The sequence below is a fragment of the Labilithrix luteola genome, assembly GCF_001263205.1.
In the GTDB taxonomy this organism is placed as follows: Bacteria; Myxococcota_A; Polyangia; order Polyangiales; family Polyangiaceae; genus Labilithrix; species Labilithrix luteola.
This window is the reverse complement of the sequence record NZ_CP012333.1, coordinates 5556309-5580639: the sequence shown is the minus strand read 5'-3', so window position 1 is coordinate 5580639 and position 24331 is coordinate 5556309. Positions and strand designations below refer to the sequence as shown.

The following is a 24331-nucleotide window of genomic DNA, read 5'->3' as shown; positions in this document are numbered from 1 at the left end:
CGGCCCCCACGATGTCAGCATGAGTCGTCGAGGGAGCGAAGCATGGACGACGCAAGGCCGCGTGCCATCATCATCGGCGGCTCGGTGGGAGGACTCTTCACAGCGACCGCGCTGCGTGCCGTGGGGTGGCGTGTCGAGGTCTTCGAGCAGTCGCTGAACGAGCTCGATAGCCGCGGCGGGGGCATCGTCCTGCAGCCGCCGATCGTCAACGCGTTTGCGTTCGGGCGCGTGCCACTCCCTCGCGACGCGGGGGTCGATTCGATCGAGCGAATCTATCTCGATGAACGCGACCAGATCGTACAGCGCTTTCACATGCCGCAAACGCAGACCGCGTGGAACGTGGTCTACACCGCATTGAAGCGTGCCCTGCCCTCCGACGTCATCCACGGTGGCGAGTCGTTCGTGCGCTTCCAGCAAGACGGCACGGGACTCGAGGCGCACTTCGAGAGTGGACGCGTCGAACAGGCAGAACTGCTCGTCGGCGCCGACGGCGGCCGCTCCCGCGTGCGCGCGCAACTGCTCCCCTCTTCGCTCCCTGTCTACGCCGGCTATGTCGCGTGGCGCGGCCTCGTCGACGAGCATGAACTCCCCGCGGCAGCGCTGCGCGTCCTGCGCGACCGCTTCACGTTCCAGCAAGGCAAGGCTCATCTCTTCCTCACGTATCTGGTGCCCGGGCGCGACGGATCCGTCGAGCCTGGGAGGCGGCGTGTGAACTGGGTCTGGTACCGGCGTCTCGCGCCTGAGCGGCTGCCGACGCTCTTCCTCGCACAGGACGGGACGCAACGTGACAGGTCGCTGCCGCCCGGCGCGATGAGGGAGGACAACCGGCGTGAGCTCGCACAAGCGGGTCACCAGCTGCTCGCGCCGACGCTCGCCGCGCTCATCGACGCGACGGGCGCGCCGTTCGCACAGGCGATCGAGGACCTCACTGCCGAGAGGATGGTGTTCGGCCGTGCGGTGCTGCTCGGCGATGCGGCATGTCTCGTGCGACCGCATACGGCCGCCGGCGTCGCCAAGGCAGCAGACAACGCCGTCGTGCTCGCCGAAGCGCTGCACCACGTTGCGCAGGGAACGGCCCTCGAGTCCGCACTGTCGCGATGGGAGCGCGATCAGCAACGAACCAACGCATCGCTCTCCGAGCTCGGCATCTCACTCGGCAACCGCATCATGGGGTGAACGCGATCGACCGCGTGCGTGTCCCCGCTAAAGCCAATGCCGTTCGGATAGGCAGACAATTTTCACAGGAAGGTCGGAAGACCGGAAGGGTCTATTATCGCCCCGCGTAACGCGCCAAAATCCGTCTGCTCGGGAATTGAATTGCGCCAATGCCGACGCGGTGTCGCGCGATGTGTCCGCTCTCCGCCCCAAAGACTTCCGCCCTTCTCCCCTTCCTGTGAAAAATCTCAGGTCGGATTCATCGGATGTCAGACCGATGTCTGCTTATCCGAACGGCATTGCCGCTAAAGCGCTCCGACGGACGAAACGTTCGTCCGCTCGATGGGCGTGGCGATGTCCGAACGATAGGGGGGAAGCGTGAGCGCGAGAGTGGCGCCCTTGGTGATTCGCGGGTCGTTCCTCAGTCTCAAGCACCCGTGGTGAGCCTCGACGATCGACCGACAGATCGAGAGCCCCATCCCCATGCCATCCGACTTCGTCGTGAAGAACGGCTCGAACAAGCGAGCTTCGTTCTCCGGCGCCACGCCAGGGCCGGTATCGCTCACGGTGAGGGTCACGTCGCCTTCGGTCTCGATCACGGTTCGAAGGACGAGAAGCGACTCACCTGTCCCCCCACGCATCGCTTGCATGCCGTTCATGAGCAGGTTGATGAGCACCTGCTGGAGCTGAATGCGGTCGCCGTGGACGACAGCGCGATCGTTCGTGAGCTCGACGCGCAACGTCACGTCCTGCGTCTGGAGTTCGCGCTGCACGAGGAGGAGCGTCTCTCGGGCGAGCTCGTTCAGATCCAAGACGACGTGATTGGGTTCCCCCTTCCGCGCGAGCGACCGAATGCGCGCAACGACCTGAGTTGCTCGCCCGGTGGCCTCGAGGATGCGGGCCAGGGTATTGTGCACTTCGGCGAGCTCCGGTTCGGGACGGTTCAGCCATCGCAAGCAGGCCTTCGCGTGGATGTTGACCGCCGACAGCGGTTGGCTGACCTCGTGCGAAATGGAGGCGGCGAGCTGTCCGAGCGTGCTCACGCGGGTGGCATGGGCGAGCTCCGTTCGCGAATGGTGGAGCGCCTGCTCGGCGCGCGTGGCCTTCGTCACGTCCGTGACGGCGCCCAGGTATTCACACTCGCCATCACGGTTCCAGATCGTACGCGCGAGCACGTGGACGTATTTCGTTTCGCCGTCCGGCATGCGTAGCCGGTGTCGAACGTCGATAGGCCCATCACCGCGCAGCGCCTGATCGAAGGCCCCTCGAACGATAGCCCGGTCGCCGGAACATACTCGGGCGAGCACACGCTCCATGGTCGGTGGCACCGTCGGTTCGTAGCCGTAGATGCGCGCGGCCTCGTCCGACCAGTACATGTCGCCGCTCGGTGCTTTGAAGCTGAAGCTGCCGGTCTGACTTAGCCGCTGCGTGTCCGCGAGGAAGGCTTCGCTCCGCCGCAGCGACTCACTTTGCTCGACGAGCGCCTGCGTCGCGGCCTGTCCTTTGAGGGTCAAGAATGCGGTGATCGAGATCGCCGACAGGCTCAGGAGGAGGCGTCCGAACGCGTGTGGGGAGAACTCGTGGGAATGAGCGATCGCGTAGGCGAGCAGGGTCGCACCGAGGCAGACGAGCGACGTTGCCTGAATCCCTCGGCGGTTCCAGGCGCTGGCCGACAGAAGGACGACGGCGACGTGGAGAACCGCGATGGCGACGTTGAGCGGCGCGAACGCGTCGGCGACGAAGACGACCACCCCGATGGCGACTGCGGCGACGCCTGCCATTCGGGAGCGATCGACAGCTTGCATGTCTCTTCTTTCGCACGAATCGCCGCTCTCACGCCATCCCGCATCGTGCACGGCCTCTGTTGAGAATCCGCCGACGGTTCAACGGTTGAATCAGGGCTCCGAGTCCGATGGACGACGGCCCCGAAGGCGCCGACGGCGAGCTCGTCGGACCTCGGCAGAGCTTCGCTGACGGCGCCGACCGCCGGTCACTGCTCACGGACGCGGACGTGGCAACCTTTGGTCACCGAGACAGACTGCGGTCATCCGTCAACGGCCGGCTCGATGCAGCTGCGGGTTGACGGTGCGTTCGTCGCGGCGCGTGTGCGGGACGATCGAGACGAACTTCGTAGAGGGCCGAGCGCTCGCCCCGCGGCATGCAGGATGCATTCTGCGGTCGCATGGGCACGACAACGGAGACAATCAAGGCCGATGCGATGGCGACCACTCTGACCTTGCTCGGAGGCACGGTGCCGGCACCGAGGGCAGCTCGCCTGCATGCCCTCAAGAACTGCCTTGCGGTCATCATCGCAGTTCAGAAGCTCCTCGAGCGGGAAGTCACGGGGCAGAGCCGCGAACGGCTGCAGCGCGCGCAGGACGCGGCGGCCCGCATGCGTGGGCTGCTCGAGGAGGACCTGACGCGCAGCTCGAGAGCCGACGACGCGAAATTCTGCTCCTCCGAGGAGATCGCGCAAGACATGGTACGTCGCGTCGAAGATCGCGCCGAGGCAAGCGGTGTCCAACTGCTGGTCCGATGCGGTTCCAGAGGCCTCCGTGGCGTGCGCAGCGAGCTCGTCGAAGCCCTCGCCAACTTGGTCTTGAACGCCATCGACGTGACGCCTCGCGGCGCCGCCGTCCAGGTCTCCCTCGACGACACTGCAGACGGGGCACACCTCTGGACGGTGCAAGACAGCGGGCCAGGCATGCCGCGGGAGGTGGTGGCTCATCTCGGTACTCCGTTCTGCTCGCGCAAGGAAGGTGGCTGGGGACTCGGGCTAGCCGTCGTTCAAAGCATCGTGAAGCGCCACGGTGGTCTGATTCGAATCGAGTCGTCGCCCGCGTCGGGGACCCTGGCCTCCGTCTACTTCCCTTCCTCTGCCGATTCGTGACGAGAATCGCGATGCACCTCGAGAGCCAGGAAGTTCTCGCACGCGAGATCGAGCTGCTCGCCGTGCAATTCGAAACACTCACCTCCGTCATCACCGAGCGTGTGTGTGTACGTGACGCGATGGGCGCGGCCGAATCGCCGACGCCACGTTGGCTCCGGACCTTGGCCGTTCTTGCCGTCGACATCGAGTTCCTCGTATCCCGTCGCAACGTCATCGACCTGGAGGCCGTTGGGGACGTGTGTCGTGAAGCCAAACGGCTTCTGGCGCACGAGTCGGAGGACGAAGGGCTTCGGGGTGACCTTCGGAAGGCATTTGAATCTTCCGCTCTCGTTCGCGCGATCGCCGGTGAGGCGGAACTTCAGTCGCGACGAGTGAGCGCGCTCGCGCTTCTCCAGGGCGGCATGGTGCCGGGAACCGGCCAGCGAAGCCAAATCGGCTCGCTCGCCCACAACGGCGTCCAAGACGAGATCCCAAAGCGTCACCATTGTGGAGCCACACGCATGAAATTGACCACGAAGGATCGCGAATCGTTTCGAGTGGCGCTCGAGTCCAAGCGCGCCGAGTTACTTCGCGCGCACGACCGGAACCTGGCGGCGGCGACCCACCTCGAGGAGGAGAGCCTCCCCGACCCGATGGACGCAGCAACGCGTGCGACGGCGGAGGGGGAGCTGCTCGGCCTTGCCCGTCAGGAGCGCGGACTTCTGGCGGAGATCGACAGGGCACTCGCGAAGCTCGATGCGGGAACGTACGGCGTCAGCGAGCTGAGCGGGCGCCCGATCCCGATCGAGCGCCTCCGAGTGCTCCCCTGGGCACGGCTCACGGCCGACGAAGAAGAAAGAAGGGCGCGATAATCATGAACAGCCTCAACCGCGCCTAAATCGCGTGGCAAGCGGAACCCCAAGATTCCTCGGAGGTCGACAGATGACGGAATCGACTAGGCCCGGTGACGCCTCCAGCGAGGCGCTCGTTGAATCCTTCCCCGCGCACGATGCACCTGCATGGACGGGCACGCGCATGGGATCGCCGGGCCCCCAATACCCGAATCTCGACGGCCGACGCGGGCAGATGTTTCCGGCGCTGACGGAGTCGCAAATCGCACGCGTCGCGGCCTTCGGAACCGAGCAAGACTTCGAAGACGGCGCGATCGTGTTCGAGCGGGGGGACGCGGACGTCCCCTTCTACGTCGTGCTCGATGGGCAGCTCGAGATCGTCCACCCCGAGGGTACGCTCGAGCACTCGGTGACCGTTCACGACACCGGTCAGTTCACCGGCGAGATGCCGATGCTGTTCGGCCGAAGCTCGCTCGTCAGGGCACGCGCCAAGAGCCACCTTCGCGCGCTCCGGGTCGAACCGCAGCGCTTTCGCTCGCTCGTCCAGACGGATCCGGAGCTCAGCGAGATCGCCATGCGGGCGTTCATCCTGCGGCGCGTGGCGCTTCTCTCGGAGGGATGGGGCGATGCCGTCGTCATCGGATCGCGCGTTTCGGCGGAGACTCTTCGACTTCAGGCGTTCCTCGTGCGCAACGGGCAGCCGTACAAGTACGTCGACCTCGACGGCGATCCCGACGTGCAGGCGATGCTCGACCAGTTCCAGGTGCGGGTGGAGGACATCCCGATCCTCATTTGCCGCGGCGAGCGCGTGCTCAGGCACCCTTCGGAGGCGGAAGTCGCCGATTGCCTCGGGTTGAACCCGACCATCGAGCCAACGCGCGTGTTCGACGTCGTCGTGTGCGGAGCAGGTCCCGCGGGTCTTGCCGCGGCGGTGTACGCCGCCTCGGAGGGGCTCGACGTCATGATCGTCGAGGCCGCGTCGCCCGGTGGGCAGGCGGGATCCAGCTCGAAGATCGAGAACTATCTGGGCTTTCCCACCGGCATCTCCGGCCAGGCGCTCGCGGTTCGGGCGCTGGCACAGGCTGAGAAGTTCGGAGCTGGTCTTTCGGTCGCTCAGGGCGCCGTGAGCTTGCGGTCCGACGAGACGCCGTTGCGGATCGAGCTCGAGGGGGGCGGGGCCATCCGCGCCCGCGCTGCCGTCATCGCGACAGGCATTCGGTACCGCAAGCTCGACGTCCCCGAGCTCGCCCGGTTCGAAGGCGTCGGCGTCTATTACTCGGCCACGTTCGTCGAGGCAATGCGATGCGGCGCCGAAGCGCTCGTGGTCGTCGGTGGAGGCAACTCCGCGGGGCAGGCGGCGACATTCCTCGCGCGCAGCGCGAGACACGTGCACATGCTCATCCGCGGGCCCGACCTCGCCGAGAGCATGTCGCGATATCTCATACGTCGCATCGAGGACACGCCCAACATCACGCTCCACCGGCGCACACGCATCACGGCGGTGGCCGGGAGCGAGCACCTCGAAGAGGTGACCTGGTGCGACGACGCCGGGGTCGAGACCCGCCGACCGATCCGCCACGTCTTCTCCATGATCGGCGCGACGCCAAACACGGATTGGCTCGGCGGCAGCTTGGCTCTGGACGACAACAAGTTCGTCCGCACGGGCCTCGATCTGACCAGCGAGATCCTCGAGCGAGAGCGATGGCCACTCGCGCGGTCGCCGCTCATGTTCGAGACCAGCCAGCCGCGCGTCTTTGCAGTGGGCGACGTCCGCGCCAACAGCGTCAAGCGCGTCGCGGCCGCCGTGGGCGATGGATCGGTCTGCGTCCAGCTCATCCACAAGGTACTCGCCGAATAGGCCGGTTCAGCGACCCGACAGAGTCTTCGGCACAACGAGGTCAACCGCACATGAGCAAGAACGATTCAATCGATCTGTCGAACCCCTGCGGTCACGTCGCGCATGACGTGAAGATCGAGCGCGTACATCGACCGGCGAAGGGCTGCGAGGAGTGTCTCGCGATGGGTAGCGGGTGGGTCCACCTTCGCGTCTGCCTCACCTGCGGCCACGTGGGCTGTTGCGATTCTTCGCCCAATCGACACGCAACGGCGCACAACCGCTCGACGAGGCACCCCATCGTCACGTCCGGCGAAGCCGGCGAGACGTGGGCTTACTGCTACCCAGACGACCAGTTCTTGTCGACCGAGTGAACAGCGACGACCGCGCCAGGCGCGTTGGCGCGTTGGCGCGCGTTCGTGCACCACATCGCCGAACACCTTGCGTCGCAGCGGCCATGGGATGCCGTCTGCTTCAAGAAACGCAGGACCGACTGAATGTGCATTCCCAGCTCCGACGACAGCTCAGGGCGGTAGGGCCTCGTACGATTCGAGGCGTCGATCGGGGATGAACCACATCAGCGCCACGAGGGCGTAGATCGCTGCGGCGAGTCGCGGATGAGCGCAGGCCACCGGAACCGCGACCGCGTATAGGCCGGTGGAAAGGCGGCCTTTGGTGTCGGAGCCGATGAGCTGCGCGAGTGGTGACCGCGGCCCCTGATTTCGAACGAGCACGCGACCGAGCACGAAATAAGAGACACCGGCAAGGAAGAGGTCGAAGCCATAGAGGGCAGTCGGTACCGGCGCGAGCCGCGTCTCCCCCATCCATGCCGTGGTGACCGGCATCAGCGAGAGCCAGAACAGGAAGTTGAGATTTGCCCACAACACCTTCCCGTTGACGAGCTCCGTCCTCGCCAGGAGATGGTGGTGATTGTTCCAATAGATCCCTACGTGGAGGAACGACAGAACGTAGGCCGCGAAGGGAGCTGCCAGAACACGCAGCGCGGAGAGATCATCACCGTGCGGAACCTTGAGCTCGAGCACCATCACCGTGATGATGATGGCGATCACCCCGTCACTGAACGCCTCGAGTCTTCCCTTCGTCATCTTCTTCGTCGTCATCATCGCGACTTCGAGGTCACGAGCGACCGGTTCTCCCTCGCCTCGCGAGCTCAATTCTCGGCCTTCGCCTCGGCCCCTCTCGCGAGGAGCACGAGCGCGATGGCCTCGACCAGCGTCGCGGATGCGATGACCGCCGCCATTCCGACGGAGAGAAGGGTGGCGCCGAGCAGCGCGCCCAGGAGCATCACGAGGATGGCCGCGACGCGCCGTTGCCATCGTGGATTGGATCCGCCGGCGAGTGATGAATCCGAGGCAAGCCCCGTCACGGTCAGCGTCAGCACCGTGGTCGTCAGATCGGGGATCGCGAGCCTGCGCACCACCGCGTTACGGAGGCCCATGGCGAGCCCGAGGAGGCTGATCAGGATCGGCGCCACCACCTTGACGTCGACGAGCGCGACGGCCGTGGCGACCCCAAGCAGCAAGAGCTCGATGCCGAAGGCGAGCGTCAACGACCGGGGCGTGATCACCTTCGAGAGCCGCCCGCCGAGGACGGCACCTGCCATGAAGCTGCCGAGCGCGTTCAGCCCAGCGATCACCGCGGCCTTGGCGTGCTGGCCGGCGAGTGCGAAACCGAGGAAGACGACGTTCCCGGTCATGTTCGCGGCGAAGATGCGTCCGAGACCGAGCACGCTCGCAGCGTCGACGATGCCCGTGACGAACGTGAGTAGCAAGAGAGCGACGATGACACGGCGGGGAGGTTCAGTCACGGGTCCTACTCGAGAGTGATTGTCGATTGAGGTCAATAGGTGAACGTCGTCCATTGGCCGAGGAAATCGATGTCCCGGCCGCCGGCTTCGCGCATCGCAGCGCCAGCGAATACGTGCGAATACTCGATATTGAACGTGAGATTCCGCGTTACGGAATAGCCCAGTGACAAACTCGGTTGTGAGCCCGTGAACCGGGCGTCCGAGAGCGCGGCCTTGATGAGCGGAGGTGCACCGGGCGCGTAGACGGCGTCTGCGGTTTGCTGGCGATAGTAGAAGATCCATCCGGCTTCGAGGACGACCGGTGCCAGGTCGACCGAAACGAGCGGGTGGACGTCGTAGAGGTTCGCAGGCGAGATCAACGACAGAGCGCTGAAGAACGTCTGATTCGGAAAGAGCGGATCGAACGTTCCGACCTTGCCGTCGCCCGCCTTGGCGTCGCCGCTCAGGGCGTCTCCGCGGACGCCGATGCGGACGGGGTGGAGAAAGCCGGGAAGACGCTGGCGTAGAGCACCGGCGGTGCCCCAGGCGAGAACGTCGGCGTCGCCGAGCTTGCCGACCTGGATGAGACCGTGTGCGATGTATTCGAGCCCGGTGTCGAGCTCGCCGAACACACGAACCCCCATCGTGTGACGGACCTCACGCCCGGAGAGCTCGCGGTACACGGCCGGGCGCGAACGCCCGAGATAGAAGACGTCGAAAGAGAGCGCCTTGCGCGGCAGTGCGTTGAGTGTCCAGTAACTGCCCCAGAAGAGATTCTTCGTATTCGGCTCGTCGTCCAAAGCGCCTCGCTGGAGCTTGGGGACGACGCCGAAGAACGTATGCGAATTCCAGTTTCGCCCCGTGAGCACGACGCGTCCGATGTCGAACGCTTGTCTGACGTTCGTGCCGTCTCGAATACTCACCCAGCGGGTCGACCCGAGGCCCATCTCCTGGCGCCCGAGTCTCGTCGTGACGTTGACTCCGGCGACCTGGAAGCGCGTCTCGAGAAAGAGCTGCGCGACGTCGAAGACGTCTGCTCCGGGCGGCGCGTCCTCCGCGGGGGAGCCAAATGCGTAATACGCGCCCGCTTGTGCGAACAGGCGCAGGTACGGCGTGAAATGAAAGTCGGTGTGAAGGAGATTCCTCGAGAAGAGGACGCTATCCATCGACTCCGAGACCGACTTGCCGAGCTCGGACGGCGCCATGTACTCGTAGCGGAGCCGGTGCTGGCCGCCGAGCGAGAGGTAACCGCCCGGCCAGAGCGGGATGTATTTGATCACGTCCAGCGGGGCGCGCAGATCCGCCGATGCCAGGCGCGAATAGTCTTCGAGGTAGCGCACCTGTTGGAACGCCACCGAAGGAGCGAGGTCGTGATTGACGTCGCCGGCCGGATCCGAGTCTCGCTCCACGGGCACCCGCGCCGCTGCTGGAGGCTCGGGCACGCTCGGTGCGAGGAGAGGATCGTCTCCTTGGAGGGACGGCGGAGGAGGCGTGTTCGTGGCCGGCTCTTCGGACGCCGGCGCAGCCTCGGGCGCTGCTTCGCGCGCATCGGCGGGTCGTGGCTCGAGGTTGCCAGCGTCGGCGTGGTCGTCGTCGTCCGCCGCCGCCGACGTTCGTGCCCACGCCATCAGGACGACGGCTGCGATGGAGGAGAGGAACCGCATGTTCACGCGTCGGCCCGTGCGGGCGTACGCTTCTGCAGCCGGCGCAGGACCGACTCGTACCGAGGGAGGAGCCGGTGATCGAGCGACCACCGACCTGGTCCGGTGAGGACGATCACGCCGTACGGCAGAGCGTAGAGGAGCGCGGCTTGAACGTCAGAGCCCTCGAACCCGCGCACGGCCAGGAAGAGGACCATCGCCATCGTGAACAGGATCGGAAACGCTGCGAGGCGCGTCATGAAACCGAGGGCGACGACGATGGAGAACAGGCCCTCCGAGAGCAGCGCGAGCGCAAAGCTTCCGGCATGGCCAACGCCGATCGGATCGGGGAATGTGGCGAGCTCGTGATCGAAGTGCGCGAGCTTGGGCTGCATGTGAAACTTCCAGATCAAGCACGCCGCACCAATTCGAAGGAGCAAGAGCCCTGCGTCGCGCGCGTCGTCCTGTCGTTTCTGGGAGAACAGAGAATCGATTCCGATGTTCATCAGAATGCCCAGCAGGCGCAGCCTGCCGCTCCCCAGAGGGCGCTTTCGCCCGGACCAAGGTTCGCTCGTCGCGAAGACACTCCAGCGACGGCCGCAGCTGCAGCCGCGGTCGCCCCACCGGAGTGGCGCACCGGCGACCAATCCGGCATCGCCGGCGGAAGAGGCGGTGCCATTCCAGAGAAGGGACCGCCGCCGTGGACGACCTTTCCACCGAGAACGGTGAGCACGGATTCGAGCCCGGAGATCTCGTCCTCGGGAACGGAGAAATAGTCCGCGGAGAGGACGGCGAAATCGGCGAGCTGTTCGACCTTGATCTGGCCCTTCTTCGCCTCTTCGTTCGAGAACCACGTGTTCTTCTCGGTCCAGAGTCGAAGTGCGGTCTCGCGATCGAGGCGATTCTCGCTCGGATAGAGACTCGTGCCGCCGAGGGTCTTGCCGGTGACCAGCCACGCGAGGGACACCCACGGGTTGTGCGAGGCGACGCGCGTTGCGTCCGTGCCTCCGCCCACCGGGATTCCGGCGGCGAGCATTCGTGCGAGCGGCGGGGTGCGTTCGGCTGCCTTCGCTCCGTAACGCTCGATGAAATATTCGCCCTGGAACGCCATGCGGTGCTGCACGGCGATGCCTCCCTGAAGCGCAGCGATGCGGTCGATGTTGCGGTCCGAGATCGTCTCGGCGTGGTCGAAGAACCAGTGCAAGCCGTCGAACGACATGTCGCGGTTCACGCGCTCGAAGACGTCGAGTGCGCGGGAGATGGTCTCGTCGTACGTCGCGTGGAGGCGCCACGGCCATCGGTTCTCGACCAACGTCCGCACCACCGACTCGAGCTGGGACTCCATGCTCGCGGGGAGTTCCGGACGCGGCTCTCGGAAATCTTCGAAGTCCGCAGCCGAGAAGACGAGCATCTCGCCCGCGCCGTTGTGCCGAAACAGATCGTCGCCGTCGCCCGGGCGGACCATTTTCGTCCAGTTCTTGAAGTCGTCGAGCTCGCCGCCGCTCTTCTGGGTGAAGAGGTTGTAGGCGATGCGCAGAGTAAGCTCGCCGTCGCGGGCGAGGCGCTGCACGATGTCGTAGTCGTCGGGGTAGTTTTGAAAGCCACCGCCGGCATCGATCACGCCGGTGACACCAAGGCGATTCAGGTCGCGCATGAAGTGGCGTGTCGAGTTGAGTTGGTAGTCGGGCGGAAGCTTCGGCCCTTTCGCCAACGTCGCGTAGAGGATGCCCGCGTTCGGCTTGGCGATGAGCAGCCCCGTGGGCTCACCGCGCGAGTTTCGCTGAATCTCACCTCCGGGCGGATCCGGCGTGTCCTTCGTATAGCCGACTGCGCGCAGCGCAGCGCCGTTGAGCAGGGCCCGATCGTAGAGATGCAGGATGAAGACCGGCGTATCGGGAGCAATTCGATTGAGCTCTTCGATCGTCGGCAATCGCTTCTCCACGAACTGGTGCGCCGTGAAGCCACCGACGACGCGCACCCACTGCGGGGCAGGCGTGATGTCGACCTGACGCTTCAAGAGCGCCATCGCGTCCGCGAGGGAGCGTACGCCGTCCCAGCGCAGCTCCATGTTGTAGTTGAGGCCACCGCGGATGACGTGCATGTGGCTGTCGATGAGGCCGGGGATGATCCGTCGGCCCCCCGCATCGATCATCCGCGTCGTCGCAGTCTTCGTCGCGAAGACATCGGCCTTGTTGCCCACGGCGACGAACCGTCCGTCGGCGATCGCGAACGCCTCCGGCGCCGGATTCGCGCGATCGAGGGACGTGATGTTGGCGTTGTAGACGATGAGCTCGGTCATGGTTTGCTCACTTCGTTTCGAGACTGGAAGCGGTTTCCTGCGAGGGCATGGCGACGACGGCAGCGTCGGTCGGCACGCTCGGCGAGGGCGTCTCCGCAGACACGCCCGTGATCTTCGGTACGCACTCCTCGGCGAACCAGGCGCTCGCGAGGGACTTGCCCTGGAGGATCCGCTTCGAGATGGCCACGCCCTGCTCACCGAGGAGCATTCCGAGCAGCCCGATCAAAGCGATGACCGGCGGAGCGGGAGAGCGAACGTTGATCAGGCCATAAACTGCGCCTGCCAGGACGCCGGCGAACAGAGATGCGATATAGATCTTCATTCCGTATCTCCCGCTCCGACGAGCACGTCTCAGTGATTGCCTTCGGAGGCGCCGAACATGGTCTTGGCGTAGGTGACGCCGAGGCCGTACGAGCCACCGAAGTCCTTCGCCACGCCGGTGACCGCGTCGTACGTCTTGGCCCGCGCCCAGTCGCGCTGGAGCTCGAGCAGGTACGTGAGCGACGTGAGCGGTCGCACGCCGGCCTGGACCATGCGATCCATCGCGCGATCGTGCGCTTCGGTCGAGACGTCACCGCACGCGTCGGCGATAACGTAGACCTCGAAGCCCTGCTCGAGGGCGCAGAGCGCCGGCCCGGCGATGCACACGGAGGTCCAGAGACCGGCGAGAACGACGCGCCCCTTACCGATCTTGTTCACCTCGTCGGTGACGTTCGAGTCCTCCCAGCAGTTCATCGTCGTCCGGTCGATCGCCTTGTGCTCCGGGAACACGCGCTGGATCTCCGTGAAGATGGGACCGGAGAAGCTCTTCTCCGCGACCGTGGTGAGGATCGTCGAGACGCCGAAGACGCGGCCCGCATTCGCGATGAGGGCGGCGTTGTTGCGCAAGTTGACGGCGTCGATCGACTTGGTCGCGAACGCCATCTGCGATTGATGGTCGATCAGGATGAGCGTGTGATCGACGGGGCTGAGAAGCGACTTTGCGGCGGTCGGCGATGCAGTGGGCATGGGGTTCTCCTCTTCGATTGCGATGATGTTTCGCATCGAAGTAATGCCCTCCCAGCGCCCTCGACTCTTGGATCCTGTTGCCCGAAGTCGCTCGAAACTCACCGCCCGAAGGCACGTCGTCGTTCGTGACGACGGCGGGGCGTTGCATCTCGAGACACGACCTTCGCGCCGCCATGGCCCTCGTCGAGAAAGGCAATTTGCGCAGCGCGGCCGTGGCCCTCCGCGTTCGACGAACGAATTGCGGCGCTCGGTCGAATCAGCAGCCGCGCGTCTTCAGCTTCTCTGCGAGGCGGACGAGATCGGCGAGTGAGCTCGCGCGCATCTTCCGCATCACCTGTCCGCGCTGCACCTTGACGGTGATCTCCGTCGTTCCGAGCTCGTTCGCGATCTGCTTGTTGAGCAGTCCGTCGACGACGAACGCCATGACCTGCCGTTCGCGCGGGGTGAGCGACTCGTGACGCTCCTTGAGCGAGCGAAGCTCGGCGTCCTCCTGGCGCGCACGCCGGCTTCGCTCGATCGCTTGCTCGACGCCTTCGAGGAGAACCTCGTCGTCGAACGGCTTCATCAGGAACTCGACGGCGCCGGCCTTCATGGCGCGGACGGACATCGGCACGTCGCCGTGACCAGTGATGAAGACGATCGGGATCGACAGACAAGCCTCTGTCAGACGAGCCTGGAGCTCGAGGCCATTCAGGTCGGGCAGCTCCACGTCGAGGATCAGGCAGTCCGGCGTCTGCTCCGATTCGGGTCTGGTGAGGAACTCTCGAGCCGAAGCGAACGTCTCGACGCTCCATCCGACGGAGCGCAGGAGCCCGTGGAGCGCATCACGAACGGAGATGTCGTCGTCGACGATGCAAACTCGCGGCGTCTCGGTAGGGGCCTTCGGTTTCAAGGTGCCGCAGCCCGGCAGGGGGGAAGATTCTTCGACACGCGCACGCTCAAGGTCGCACGAGACCCAGCTTGCGCATTCGAAAATTGAGCGTCGACCGGTTCATGCCGAGTCGCCGAGCGGCACCGTTCGGCCCGCCAACGACCCAGCCGGTCGACTCGAGCACGCGGGCGATGTGCGCGCGGGTGAACTCGGTGAGCTCGTCCGAGCTCGACGGTCCCTGCGGAGCACTCGTCATCGAAGCGCTCGAAGAGGTCGGGGCGCTCGAGGCCGCGCCAGGCGGCGCTTGGCCGAGCGCTTCGGGAAGCTCGAACGTCGAACCGAGCGAGAGGATCACCGCCCTCTCGATCACGTTCTGGAGCTCCCGAATGTTTCCCGGCCAGTGGTATTCGGTCAGGCTCGCCATCGTCTCCGGCGAGATCGCCTGGAGCGGCTTGTTCATCTGCGCCGCGAACCGACCGAGAAAATGCTGGGCGAGCAGCGGGATATCCTGTTTTCGCTCGCGGAGCGGCGGTAGGCAAAGCGGAAAGACGTTCAATCGGTAGTAGAGATCTTCGCGGAAGAGCCGATTCTCCGCCATCGCGCGAAGATCCCGATTCGTGGCCGCCACGACGCGGACATCGCTGCGCACCGTCTGGTGGCTGCCGAGGCGCTCGAACTCGCGCTCCTGAAGCACGCGCAGCAGCTTGGGCTGGAGGTCGAGCGGCATCTCGCCAATCTCGTCGAGGAAGATGGTGCCGCCGTTGGCTTGCTCGAAACGACCGACGCGTCGAGAGAACGCTCCGGTGAAGGCGCCCTTCTCGTGACCGAACAGCTCGCTCTCGAGCAGGCCCGCAGGGATGGCGGCGCAGTTCACCTTCACGAAGGGGCCGCGCTTGCGCCTGCTCCGTTCGTGGATCGCGCGCGCGACGAGCTCTTTGCCGGTGCCCGTCTCCCCGCGGACAAGCACCGTGGAGTCCGTCACGGCGACGGTCTCCAGGTGATGAAGGACGTTGCGCAGCACCGAGCTCGCGCCCACGATGCCCTGGTCGCACGGGGCCGCGCCCGTGTAAGCAGCGACCATCGCGTCCGGGCCCGAGGGCCGCGCGGCCGAACCACGCTTCGCCAGCGCAGTTTCGACCGCTCCGAGAAGCGCGTCGGCATCGAGAGGCTTGGTGAAGAAGTCCACGGCGCCGGCCTTGATGGCCTGTACGGACATCGGAATGTTGCCATGACCGGTGACGAAGATGATCGACACGTCGATCTCGTCGCTGGCGAGCTTCTTCTGAAGAGCAAGGCCGCTCAGCTCGGGCATGTCGACGTCGAGGATGAGACATCGCGGGGGTTTCCCGCTCCGGCGCGCCAGGAACTCGCGTGCGGAGCCGAACGCCTCGGCCTCGAGACCAGCGGACCGGACGAGGCCGACGATCGCCTCGCGTGCCAAAACATCGTCGTCGACGATGCAAATCGAAGATGGACGGTCGTGCATGCTACCCCCGGCTCACTACTCGGCGCCGCGACGCCTGACGATGTCGGCGACGGTCTCGAGGAGTTCGTCCTCGTCGAACGGCTTTGCGAAGAATGCTTCGGCTCCTGCTCGCATCACGCCCTCGCGGACCTCCTCGCGTGGCTCCCCGGTGATGAAGATGAGCGGAAGCAGAGCACCTTCGGAGGCGAGCACCTGTTGGAGCTGAGGGCCCGTCATGTGCGGCATCATCACGTCGACGATCGCGCAGGCGGCGTGCTGTCGGACGTCGGCTGCAAGGAAGCTCTCAGCCGAAGAGAACGCTTCCGCCGCGAAGCCCGCCGAGCCGAGGAGGCCGATGAGCGACTCGCGAACCGAATCGTCGTCGTCGACGACACACACGAGAGGATCCATGGGTGTCCCCAATGTGCCGTTCGGCCGGGTTGTCGGCCATTATACCTTGGTATGGGCCATGGGCTGTCCGCCGGCTACCGCCAGCCATGGTCAGTGGTGAACTGTTGCCATCCCCAGGATCCGAAGCGTTACGGTTCTACCCAGAAACCGTCGCTTCGACGGGATGGAACGGCGCGTGCGTTGGGTCCCTCCACACGGAAGGGACCACGGACGATGCCTACCTTTCTCTCCACTTCTCGCGCCACGACCGATTCGAACCTCGATCTCGCTTCGGCCGGGTGGTCCTACGTCGAGCACGATGGCGGAGCTCTCGAAGTCCTCGAGGTGCGCGGGGGTGGGGCCAAGAGTTGGTGTTTCTTGTGGCCCCACCGCATGGTGGTGCAGGCCCTCTCCGAGGGGGTCACCTTCACGTGTGACGAGCGCACCGCGGTCCTCCCCACGGGGGCGGTCCTCGTCATCGAGTCGTTCGGCGCTCGCACGAAGATCGACGCTGCTCCCGGTGGCGCGTTCCGCGCGCTGTTCGAGATTCCTTCGGTCGAGAACGTCGGCCCTTCGCGCGCGCGCCTGCACGCCCCTCGGGTGGGGCCGGTGCTCGCGTTGGATCTCGCGGCGCCTCAGACCTTCATCGCGGCCGTTGCCCCGACCACCGACGTCCTCTGTATCGGACGCGTCTTCGGCCCGGTCGCACGCGCGCGTGCCTACATCGAAGAGAACGTCGAAAAGGACTTCGACCTGGAGACGTTGAGCGCGGCCGCTGGTGTCGAGCGCTCCTATCTCTGCCGCCTGTTCCAGCGGACCATGGGCCTGCCGCCATATCGCTTTCGCACGCATTTGCGCGTGGCGCATGCGCGCAAGCTGCTCGCGGCCGGAGCCGATTGCACCGATGTGACCTATACGCTCGGCTTCTGTGACCAGAGCCATCTCACGCGGTGCTTCAAGGAGCTCACGGGGACGACGCCGGGTGCCTATGCGAGGGCGTGCCGTGCATCACGTAGCGAGTGGACCACCTCTCCGGCTGCCGCCTGACGTCTAGCGCGCATCAGGAGGCGGCGCGGACGTCGCCACCGTGAAGTAGAACGTCATGCCGTGGCGATCGTTGCGGCTCGCCCAGAGGCGGCCGCTGTGGCTCTCCACGATCTTGCGGCTGATCGAGAGCCCCATCCCCATGCCGCCGCGCTTCGTCGTGTGGAACGGTTCGAAGACTTGCTCGAGGGCGGCTGCGGGGATACCGACGCCCGCGTCTCGAACGGCGACGAGCGCCTCGCCGGTCGAATGCGTCTCCGTGCGAACGACGAGCTCGCGCGGGCGGTCGGCCACTTCATTCATCGCTTCGGCGCCGTTGAGCAGGAGATTCATCACCACCTGCTGCAGCTGTACGCGATCGCCGAAGGCTGTCGGCAATCGCGGCTCGAGCTCGGCGCGCACGGCGCACACGTTCTTGCGGAGCTCCGCGCGCATCAGCTGGAGGACCTCCTCGATCGCTTCGTTGAGATCGACGGGCCTCGGATCGGTGCCGTTCTTCCTGTACAGCGTGCGGAGGCGCGCGACGACGTCACTGGCGCGGGTCACGTCCCTGGAGGCGCGCCTCGCCGCCTCGCGCGCCTCGTCGATGTTCGGTACGGGCGCCGACAACCAACGGATGCAGGTGCTCGCGTTGATTCGAACCCCGGCCAGCGGCTGGTTGATCTCGTGTGTAATCGAGGCGGTCATCTCCCCGAGAGTCGCCACGCGAGTGACGTGCGCGAGCTCCGCCTGAGTCCGTTCGAGCGTTTCGCTCGCGAGCTTGGTCGCCGTCACGTCTCGGACCGCGCCGACGTAGGACAGGAGCTGACCGGTCCCGTCGACCGTCGCGTGAGCGAGGATCTCGACGTGCTTGACCTCGCCGTCGGGCATCCGAAGTCGTAGCGCGACGTCGAAATCGTTGCGCGCGGCGACGCGCTGTTCGATGCGCGCACGGAGCAAGTCTCGCTCTTCGGGATGGATCCGCTCGGCCACGCGCTCCACCGTCGGTGACACATGGCGGTCGTAGCCGAGAATACGGCAGACCTCTTCGGACCACGAGAGCGCCCCCGACGCGAGCTCCCAACCGAAGCTGCCGACCGATCCGAGACGCTCGGCCTCCGTCATGTACGAGCGGGTTCGTTCGAGGTCGGCATAGAGGCGCGCGTTCTCGAGCGAGATGGCCGCCTGCGAGGCGACGAGCCGAAGGACGGCGATGCGTGACGGAGTGAAGACGCCCGGCGCGAGGTCGTTCTCCAGGTAGAGGACGCCGATGAGCTGGGCCTGTTTGACGAGCGGCAGACAGAAGACCGAACGTGACGCCTTCTCTCCGAGATAAGCGTCCGACGAGAACGAGTTCAGGACCGCGGCGTCGTCGAGGATCACACTCTCGTGCGAGCGCACGACGTACGCGAGGATCGACTCGGGGAGCGCGGGGCGCTCAGCTCGATCGGACGGCGACGCGCGGCGCCTCACACGAATGCGGTCGCCGCTGATCCCTTCGGCTTCGAACTCGAGCTCCCCATTTCGGCAGAGCAGCAGAACGCCGCGCACGGCGCCCGCGTGCTCGAGCGCGATCGTGAGCAGGGTCTCCACCAAGCGAGCGAGGACGATCTCCTGCGAGATGGCGTGAGAGAACCTCACCACCGTGGCGAGATCGAGCTGCTCGCTCGTCGCCCCGATCGTCGCCGTCGATTCGAGAGAGGTACGATCGAGCGGATATTCCCCGAACCGGGAAGGCTGAGTCTGAAGTCGCGGGTGGACGCGGTCGAGCCACCGCACTTTTCCCTCGGCCCCCCAGCGGTGGTAGCAGTAACGCGCGTTGCGCAAGTACGCGCGCGCTATCGTCGGAAGGTTGCGGGCCGCATGGAACCGTGCGGCGAGCTCGTTCGCGAGCGCTTCGTTCTGCACGAAGCCCTGCGCGCGCCCCTCCGCGATGGCTTCTTCGTAGAGCCGTTCGGCGTCGAGCGGCCGGTCCTCGATGCGAGCGACCTCGGCATCGACCAATGCCGCTCGCGTGCCGAAATTGGTCGGGCAGTTCGCACGCCAGCGGGTGATCCACGAGCGATGCGTGTCGAGAGCCGCACGATGCACCGCGCGCCCCTCGGGGCTCGCCGTGTCGTAACCCTGCGCGTGCGCGAGCGCGGCATAGAAGTGATACTCGGCAACCTGGAAGAAGGACGGCGACGTCCAGAGCAGCCGCTGCGCCTTCTCGGCGGCGTCGAGCGCGGACGGCAAATCGCCGGCCAGAAAGCGCAGCTGCACCTTGCGCACCCAGTACCGGAAGGTCGCCATGACCAGGCCTGGATTGGCGTAGAGCTCCTCCTCGAACTTCGTCTCGTCGAAGAGCTCGTCATCGAACGATGCGAAATCGACCGTCAGCCCACGGAGCGCACGAACGAGCTGGAGCTCGCCTCGCAGGAACGCGGAGACGAGGCCGATGCGCGCCTTGCGAGCGAATGCGAGGCCACGCTCTGCTTCGTGCTGGACCTCGGCGAGCGGCTCGCCGGAGACGAGGAGATTCGTCACGAGCATCTCGCGGCTGTAGCTCGCGAAGACGACGTCACCCGCGCGGCTCGCCGCGTCGAACGCCTGTACGACGAGGGCCCGGCCGCTCCGGATGTGGTTCGTCCATGGGTTCACCATGCTACCGAAGCACATGGAGACGCGCGGCATGAACCGGTCGAGCCGTCGCTTCTCGACGAGCTCGAACGCGAGCTTTCCGAAGCGGAAGCCCGATGCGTAGTCTCCGAAGCGGTGTCCGACCACCATGTTGAGACACACGTAGGCGAAGCACGAGCCGTCGCTATTCCCGTGCTCCATGCTCATGTTCGTCACGCGCAGGAGTACGAGACCGAGGAGGTTCTCGTCGACGTAGGACGCGGCGGCGGTGAGGTCCGACAGGACGTCGATCGTGGCACGCAGCTGGGCGTCTTCGAGCGGCGGTAGGTCGACGAGCGATTCGATGCTTCGGTCGCCGAGGAGCTGGCGCATGCGCTCGAACTCGCGGCCGACCTCGTCGTCGGAAGGGTGGACCGACCAATCGATGCCGACGCGACGCAGGTGCTCGAGGCCGATCACCACGGCGTCTTCGTTGCGATCCATCGCAGTGTGGACGAGGAGGCGCTGCCTCGTGACTGCCGCCACGTCTTCCTCCATCGCCCGCGTGGCGAGCGACGCCAGTTGCTCGGCGGCTCGCGGCAGATCGCCCGTCAGGAACTCGCATCCTGCCCTGTGGAACTCGAGCGCAAAGCAGAGCGCGTAGTCCGTTCGCCATGCGTCGTCGGTCAGCATGGCGCGTCCCGCGCGCAGGTAGATCAGGGCGGACGCATACGCCGTGGAGCCCTGCGCTCGCCGCGCGGCAAGGAGGTTCAGCTCGGCCACACGCCGGCGCTCTTCTGCCGACGTTATCAAGGCCGCGCCGCGATTGAGGTGATTGACGATGTCGAAGACGTTCTCTGCGATCTGCTCCGCCGTGGCACGCGCCGCGAGCATTCGACCGAGCCGGAGATGGGACTCGGCGCGCTCCCCCTCGGGGATGAGTACGTGTGCCGCTTCTTGCACGCGGTCGTGGATGAAACGGTAACTGTCGACGGCGCGGACGATGAGCCCGTCGCTAACGGCTGCCCAGAGGGCCTCGTGGAGGTCGTCTTCGGCGACGCCGGAGACGAGGTGGAGCGTCGCCACGTCGGTCGTGACGCCGAGGCAGGCGAGGTGCTTGAGGACCTCCTGGGTCAGAGCGGGCAGTCGCGTCAGGCGGCCTGCCATCAGATCGGCAACGTTCTCGGTGAAGCCCTTCGCGCGAATGAGCGCCAAGTCCCACGTCCACGCTCGGGTGCGCGGATCGATCGCGAGCAGACCTTCGTCGGCGAGCGCGGTGAAGAACTGAATCGCGAAGAAGGGATTGCCGGCGGTCTTCGCGTGGACGAGCTCGGCAAGCGCACGACAACGGACGAGATCGCACCGCAGCGCGTCGGCGACGAGCCTGTTCAGATCCGGGACCTCCAGCGGGCCGAGCGTGATCTCGCAAGGCGGCCGGGGTGACTTACGGAGGCCGTCGAGCGCGCGCGTCAGCGGGTGCGATGCGTCGACCTCGTTCTCGCGATACGCGCCGATGACGAGGAAGCGCTGTCCGGCTTCGGGCTCGGCCAGCAGGCGCTCGAGCAGATAGAGGGTGGCAGCATCGACCCATTGGAGGTCGTCGAGGAAGAGCGCGAGGGGGTGCTCGTCGCGGGCGAAGACACCGAGGAATTTCCGAAACAGCCGCTGGAAGCGGGTTTGCGCCTCCTGCGGTGGGACTTCGACAATCGGCGGTTGCTCGGGGAGGATCAGCGCCAGCTCGGGAATGATCTGGACGATCAGCTGCCCTTCGTCTCCCAGGGCTTCCGTGAGCGCGCGGCGCCACCATGCGAGCTCCGCTCCGTCTTTGCCGAGGAGCTGGCGAACGGCACCTTGGAATGCCTGCGCGATCGTCGCATATGGGATATCGCGTTTGTACTGATCGAATTTACCGGACGCGAGGAGACCGCCCGCGCCCGCCAGTGTCTTGTGCAGTTCGTGGACGACCGACGACTTGCCGATCCCCGAGTAGCCGGACACGAATACCGACGCCGGCATTCCGCCTTCCACCATGCGATCGAAGGCAGACACGAGCGCGTCGATGTCGCGTTCGCGTCCGTACAATCGCTCGGGGACGACGAGCTGCTCGGGGAGATCGTGGGCGGCGAGCGGGAAGGTATCGATCTGCCCGGTGCTCTCGAGCGCCTCGAGGCAGCGTCGGAGATCGACTTCGACGCCCGACGCCGTCTGGTAGCGATCATCGGCCGACTTCGCGAGGAGCTTCGTCACGATCTGGGCGACGGCCTCGGGCACCTCGGGAGCGCGCTCGCGCAACGGCGCCGGCTGGCGAGCGATATGGCAGTGCACCCACTCCAGCGGGGTCCCTGCGACGAACGGCAAGGTGGCGGTGAGCAGCTCGTAGAGCGTGACGCCGAAGGCGTACAAGTCTGCGCGCGAATCGAGAGATCGGTTCATGCGCCCCGTCTGCTCGGGGCCATGTACGCGAGCGTTCCCGCGATCACCTCGGGCGGCGCGATCGTGCCCCGTTCGCGCGGGAGGCGGGAGGCGAGGCCGAACCCGGTGAGCCAAGCGTTGCCCGAAGACGCGTCGACGAGAATGTTCGCAGGCTTGATGTCCTTGTGGATGAGCCCTCGACCGTGAAGTGCCCCGAGCGCTTTCGCGATCCCGATCGCCACGCGCAGGAAGGGGATGAGCGCCCAAGGCCGCGCCGGGCTCAGCACCTCGCCACCGGGATCCTCGAGAACGAGGCTGAGCCTCCCGTCCGCTGCCGACAGCGCCGAAGGGCGTGCGGCCCATTCACGATCGATGAACTCGCGCAGCGCGTATTCGTGCTGGAGGCGCTCCACGCTCTCGCGCGTCGGCTGCTCGGCCGTCAACGTCACGGTCAGCGCCGGGGCACCGCCTGGCGTGCTCGGGCGACGAGTCAAGCGGACATGGCTGCCTTCGCGGAGCACCTGATAGGCGTTCGGGCTCACGTCACCGCCAATCGTCGATCACGTAAACGCCAGGGCGACAAGGTGCCGAAGGCGAGACGCACGATTCGCTCCGCCTCCGGCAACTCTCTCTCGCGGAGCGCGTCCACCACGAGTTGGTGCATGTCGATGGGGGCAGTCTGAGACATATCGATTCTCCGGACGCCGTTCTTCAGCGTTCGCCTCGCGGCGGCCGGACGATGCCGAGCTTCTTCATCCGGAAGTTCAGCGTCGAGCGATTCATGGCGAGCCGCGCGGCGGCTCCATTCGGTCCAGCGATGACCCAGTTGGTCTCGTCGAGCACGCGAAGGATGTGCGCTCGGCTGACGTCCGCGAGGCCCTGGGAAAGCGGCGGACTGTCTTCGACGATGGAGCTCGCGGGTTCGCCCGGAGCCGGCACGTCGAGCGTCGGTCCTTGGGCGAGGATGACGGCGCGCTCCACCACGTTCTGCAGTTCGCGGATGTTCCCAGGCCAGTCGTAGCGCCCCATCCGGTGCACGCTCTCCGGTGCAATGGCTTCGATTCGCTTACCGACCCTGGCCGCGCACGTGGCCGCGAAGTGGTGCATCAGCGCCTCGATGTCTTCGCGCCGATGGCGCAGCGGCGGCACCGTGATCGGGAACGCGCTCAGACGATAGTAGAGGTCTTCGCGGAACGTGCGCTCCTCCGCCATCTTGCGGAGGTCACGGTTCGTGGCGGCGACCACGCGCACGTCGGCTCGGATCGTTCGTGAGCCGCCCACGCGCTCGAACTCCTTCTCCTGGAGCAAACGGAGAAGCTTTGGCTGCAACTCGAGCGCCATCTCGCCGATCTCGTCGAGGAAGATCGTGCCTCCATCGGCGAGCTCGAAGCGTCCCACCCGCCTCGCGAGCGCGCCGGTGAACGCTCCCTTTTCGTGCCCCATGAGCTCGCTCTCGAGTAGCGGGCCGGGAATCGATGCGCAGTTCACGCGGATGAACGGTCCGTTGCGTCGCGCGCTGAGCGCGTGCACGGCGCGCGCGAGCCGTTCCTTGCCCGTTCCCGTCTCGCCCTGGATGAGGACCGTGGTGTCCGTGGGCGCCACTCGCTTGATGTGGCCGAGCACGTGTTGGAGCGGCGCACTCGCGCCGATGATGCCGTCGAACGCGCTGCTGCCTTCCGCATTCTGGCCCTCGCCTTGCGCCAGCATCGCCTTGATACCGAAGGCGCGCCGGATGGCGTCGATCAGCTCCCCCGCGTCGAACGGCTTCGTCAGGAAGTCGACCGCGCCGGCCTTGATCGCCCGCACCGACATCGGAATGTCTCCGAACCCGGTGACGAAGATGATTGGCAGGCGGTCATCGGCCGCCTGAAGCTGGCTCTGGAGCGCGAGTCCGGAGATATCCGGCAGGTCGACGTCGAGGACGAGGCACGCGGCGTTCTGTCTGGCCGGATGGGACAGGAAGTCCTTGGCCGACGAAAAGCCGGAGGCGTCCCAACCCTCGGCGCGCACGGCGGCGACAATCGCCTCGCGGACCGAGATGTCGTCATCGACGACGCAGACGCATTCGCTCCGATTCATCGTTGTCCGTCGATAGGGCCCCGCTCTCAG

General features: G+C 65.9%; 20 protein-coding genes. 6 read left to right on the top strand and 14 right to left on the bottom strand.

Annotated elements, in window-relative coordinates:
* The first annotated feature begins 42 nt into the window (after window positions 1–42).
* A complete protein-coding gene (locus AKJ09_RS24560) occupies window positions 43–1176 on the top strand; it encodes an FAD binding domain-containing protein (protein WP_146649731.1) in 1134 nt (377 codons plus the stop codon).
* Window positions 1177–1460: 284 nt separating this feature from the next.
* Here AKJ09_RS24560 and AKJ09_RS24555 read toward each other — a convergent pair whose 3' ends face one another.
* Window positions 1461–2960, bottom strand: a complete 1500-nt coding sequence (locus AKJ09_RS24555) for a sensor histidine kinase (RefSeq protein WP_146649729.1) — start codon at window positions 2958–2960, stop codon at window positions 1461–1463.
* A gap of 377 nt (window positions 2961–3337) precedes the next feature.
* Here AKJ09_RS24555 and AKJ09_RS24550 point away from each other — a divergent pair, with 377 nt between their 5' ends.
* From AKJ09_RS24550 to AKJ09_RS24535, 4 genes are all read left to right on the top strand, one after another.
* Window positions 3338–4045: a sensor histidine kinase gene (locus AKJ09_RS24550; protein WP_169927824.1), complete on the top strand. Its 708-nt coding sequence runs from the start codon at window positions 3338–3340 to the stop codon at window positions 4043–4045.
* Window positions 4046–4056: 11 nt separating this feature from the next.
* The gene (locus AKJ09_RS24545) at window positions 4057–4896 is read left to right on the top strand and encodes a TraR/DksA family transcriptional regulator (protein ID WP_146649725.1); all 840 of its coding nucleotides are present in this window, start codon (window positions 4057–4059) and stop codon (window positions 4894–4896) included.
* Between the two features lie 70 nt (window positions 4897–4966).
* A complete protein-coding gene (locus tag AKJ09_RS24540; RefSeq protein WP_205633794.1) occupies window positions 4967–6733 on the top strand; it encodes an FAD-dependent oxidoreductase in 1767 nt (588 codons plus the stop codon).
* Window positions 6734–6783: 50 nt separating this feature from the next.
* Window positions 6784–7083, top strand: a complete 300-nt coding sequence (locus AKJ09_RS24535; RefSeq protein ID WP_146649724.1) for a UBP-type zinc finger domain-containing protein — start codon at window positions 6784–6786, stop codon at window positions 7081–7083.
* A gap of 150 nt (window positions 7084–7233) precedes the next feature.
* On the opposite strand, the gene AKJ09_RS24530 is transcribed toward AKJ09_RS24535, so the two are convergent.
* The 10 genes from AKJ09_RS24530 to AKJ09_RS24485 form a co-directional block, all read right to left on the bottom strand.
* Window positions 7234–7815, bottom strand: a complete 582-nt coding sequence (locus tag AKJ09_RS24530; protein WP_146655646.1) for a TMEM175 family protein — start codon at window positions 7813–7815, stop codon at window positions 7234–7236.
* Window positions 7816–7880: 65 nt separating this feature from the next.
* Window positions 7881–8537 carry a YoaK family protein gene (locus AKJ09_RS24525; RefSeq protein WP_205633793.1) on the bottom strand — a complete coding sequence of 219 codons (657 nt, stop codon included), beginning with the start codon at window positions 8535–8537 and terminating at the stop codon, window positions 7881–7883.
* Window positions 8538–8569: 32 nt separating this feature from the next.
* Window positions 8570–10180, bottom strand: a complete 1611-nt coding sequence (locus AKJ09_RS24520) for an alginate export family protein (RefSeq protein ID WP_240488965.1) — start codon at window positions 10178–10180, stop codon at window positions 8570–8572.
* A gap of 2 nt (window positions 10181–10182) precedes the next feature.
* A complete protein-coding gene (locus tag AKJ09_RS24515; protein WP_146649717.1) occupies window positions 10183–10662 on the bottom strand; it encodes a DoxX family protein in 480 nt (159 codons plus the stop codon).
* On the bottom strand, window positions 10662–12455 hold the full coding sequence (locus AKJ09_RS24510) for an amidohydrolase (RefSeq protein ID WP_146649715.1): 1794 nt from the start codon (window positions 12453–12455) through the stop codon (window positions 10662–10664). The genes AKJ09_RS24515 and AKJ09_RS24510 overlap by 1 nt, the downstream gene beginning before the upstream one ends.
* Window positions 12456–12462: 7 nt before the next feature.
* Window positions 12463–12777, bottom strand: a complete 315-nt coding sequence (locus AKJ09_RS24505) for a DUF1427 family protein (RefSeq protein ID WP_146649713.1) — start codon at window positions 12775–12777, stop codon at window positions 12463–12465.
* A 29-nt stretch (window positions 12778–12806) separates the two neighbouring features.
* Window positions 12807–13463, bottom strand: coding sequence for a hydrolase (locus AKJ09_RS24500; RefSeq protein ID WP_146649710.1), 657 nt, complete (start codon window positions 13461–13463; stop codon window positions 12807–12809).
* A 256-nt stretch (window positions 13464–13719) separates the two neighbouring features.
* The gene (locus tag AKJ09_RS24495) at window positions 13720–14355 is read right to left on the bottom strand and encodes a response regulator transcription factor (RefSeq protein ID WP_146649708.1); all 636 of its coding nucleotides are present in this window, start codon (window positions 14353–14355) and stop codon (window positions 13720–13722) included.
* Window positions 14356–14401: 46 nt separating this feature from the next.
* Entirely contained in the window at window positions 14402–15820 is a 1419-nt protein-coding gene (locus AKJ09_RS24490; RefSeq protein ID WP_146649706.1) for a sigma-54-dependent transcriptional regulator, read from the bottom strand.
* Between the two features lie 15 nt (window positions 15821–15835).
* Window positions 15836–16210, bottom strand: coding sequence for a response regulator transcription factor (locus AKJ09_RS24485; RefSeq protein WP_146649704.1), 375 nt, complete (start codon window positions 16208–16210; stop codon window positions 15836–15838).
* Window positions 16211–16423: 213 nt separating this feature from the next.
* Between AKJ09_RS24485 and AKJ09_RS24480 the strand changes: the two genes are divergently transcribed.
* The gene (locus tag AKJ09_RS24480) at window positions 16424–17236 is read left to right on the top strand and encodes a helix-turn-helix domain-containing protein (protein WP_169927823.1); all 813 of its coding nucleotides are present in this window, start codon (window positions 16424–16426) and stop codon (window positions 17234–17236) included.
* A 3-nt stretch (window positions 17237–17239) separates the two neighbouring features.
* Here the strand turns inward: AKJ09_RS24480 and AKJ09_RS24475 are convergent, their stop codons facing one another.
* The 3 genes from AKJ09_RS24475 to AKJ09_RS24465 all read right to left on the bottom strand — a co-directional run bounded on the left by AKJ09_RS24475 (window position 17240) and on the right by AKJ09_RS24465 (window position 24301).
* Window positions 17240–22243 (bottom strand): trifunctional serine/threonine-protein kinase/ATP-binding protein/sensor histidine kinase, encoded by a 5004-nt coding sequence (locus AKJ09_RS24475; RefSeq protein WP_146649700.1) that lies wholly within the window; start codon window positions 22241–22243, stop codon window positions 17240–17242.
* Window positions 22240–22764 (bottom strand): protein kinase domain-containing protein, encoded by a 525-nt coding sequence (locus tag AKJ09_RS24470; RefSeq protein ID WP_169927822.1) that lies wholly within the window; start codon window positions 22762–22764, stop codon window positions 22240–22242. The genes AKJ09_RS24475 and AKJ09_RS24470 overlap by 4 nt, the downstream gene beginning before the upstream one ends.
* A gap of 169 nt (window positions 22765–22933) precedes the next feature.
* The gene (locus AKJ09_RS24465) at window positions 22934–24301 is read right to left on the bottom strand and encodes a sigma-54-dependent transcriptional regulator (protein ID WP_146649696.1); all 1368 of its coding nucleotides are present in this window, start codon (window positions 24299–24301) and stop codon (window positions 22934–22936) included.
* Between the last annotated feature and the right edge of the window lie 30 nt (window positions 24302–24331).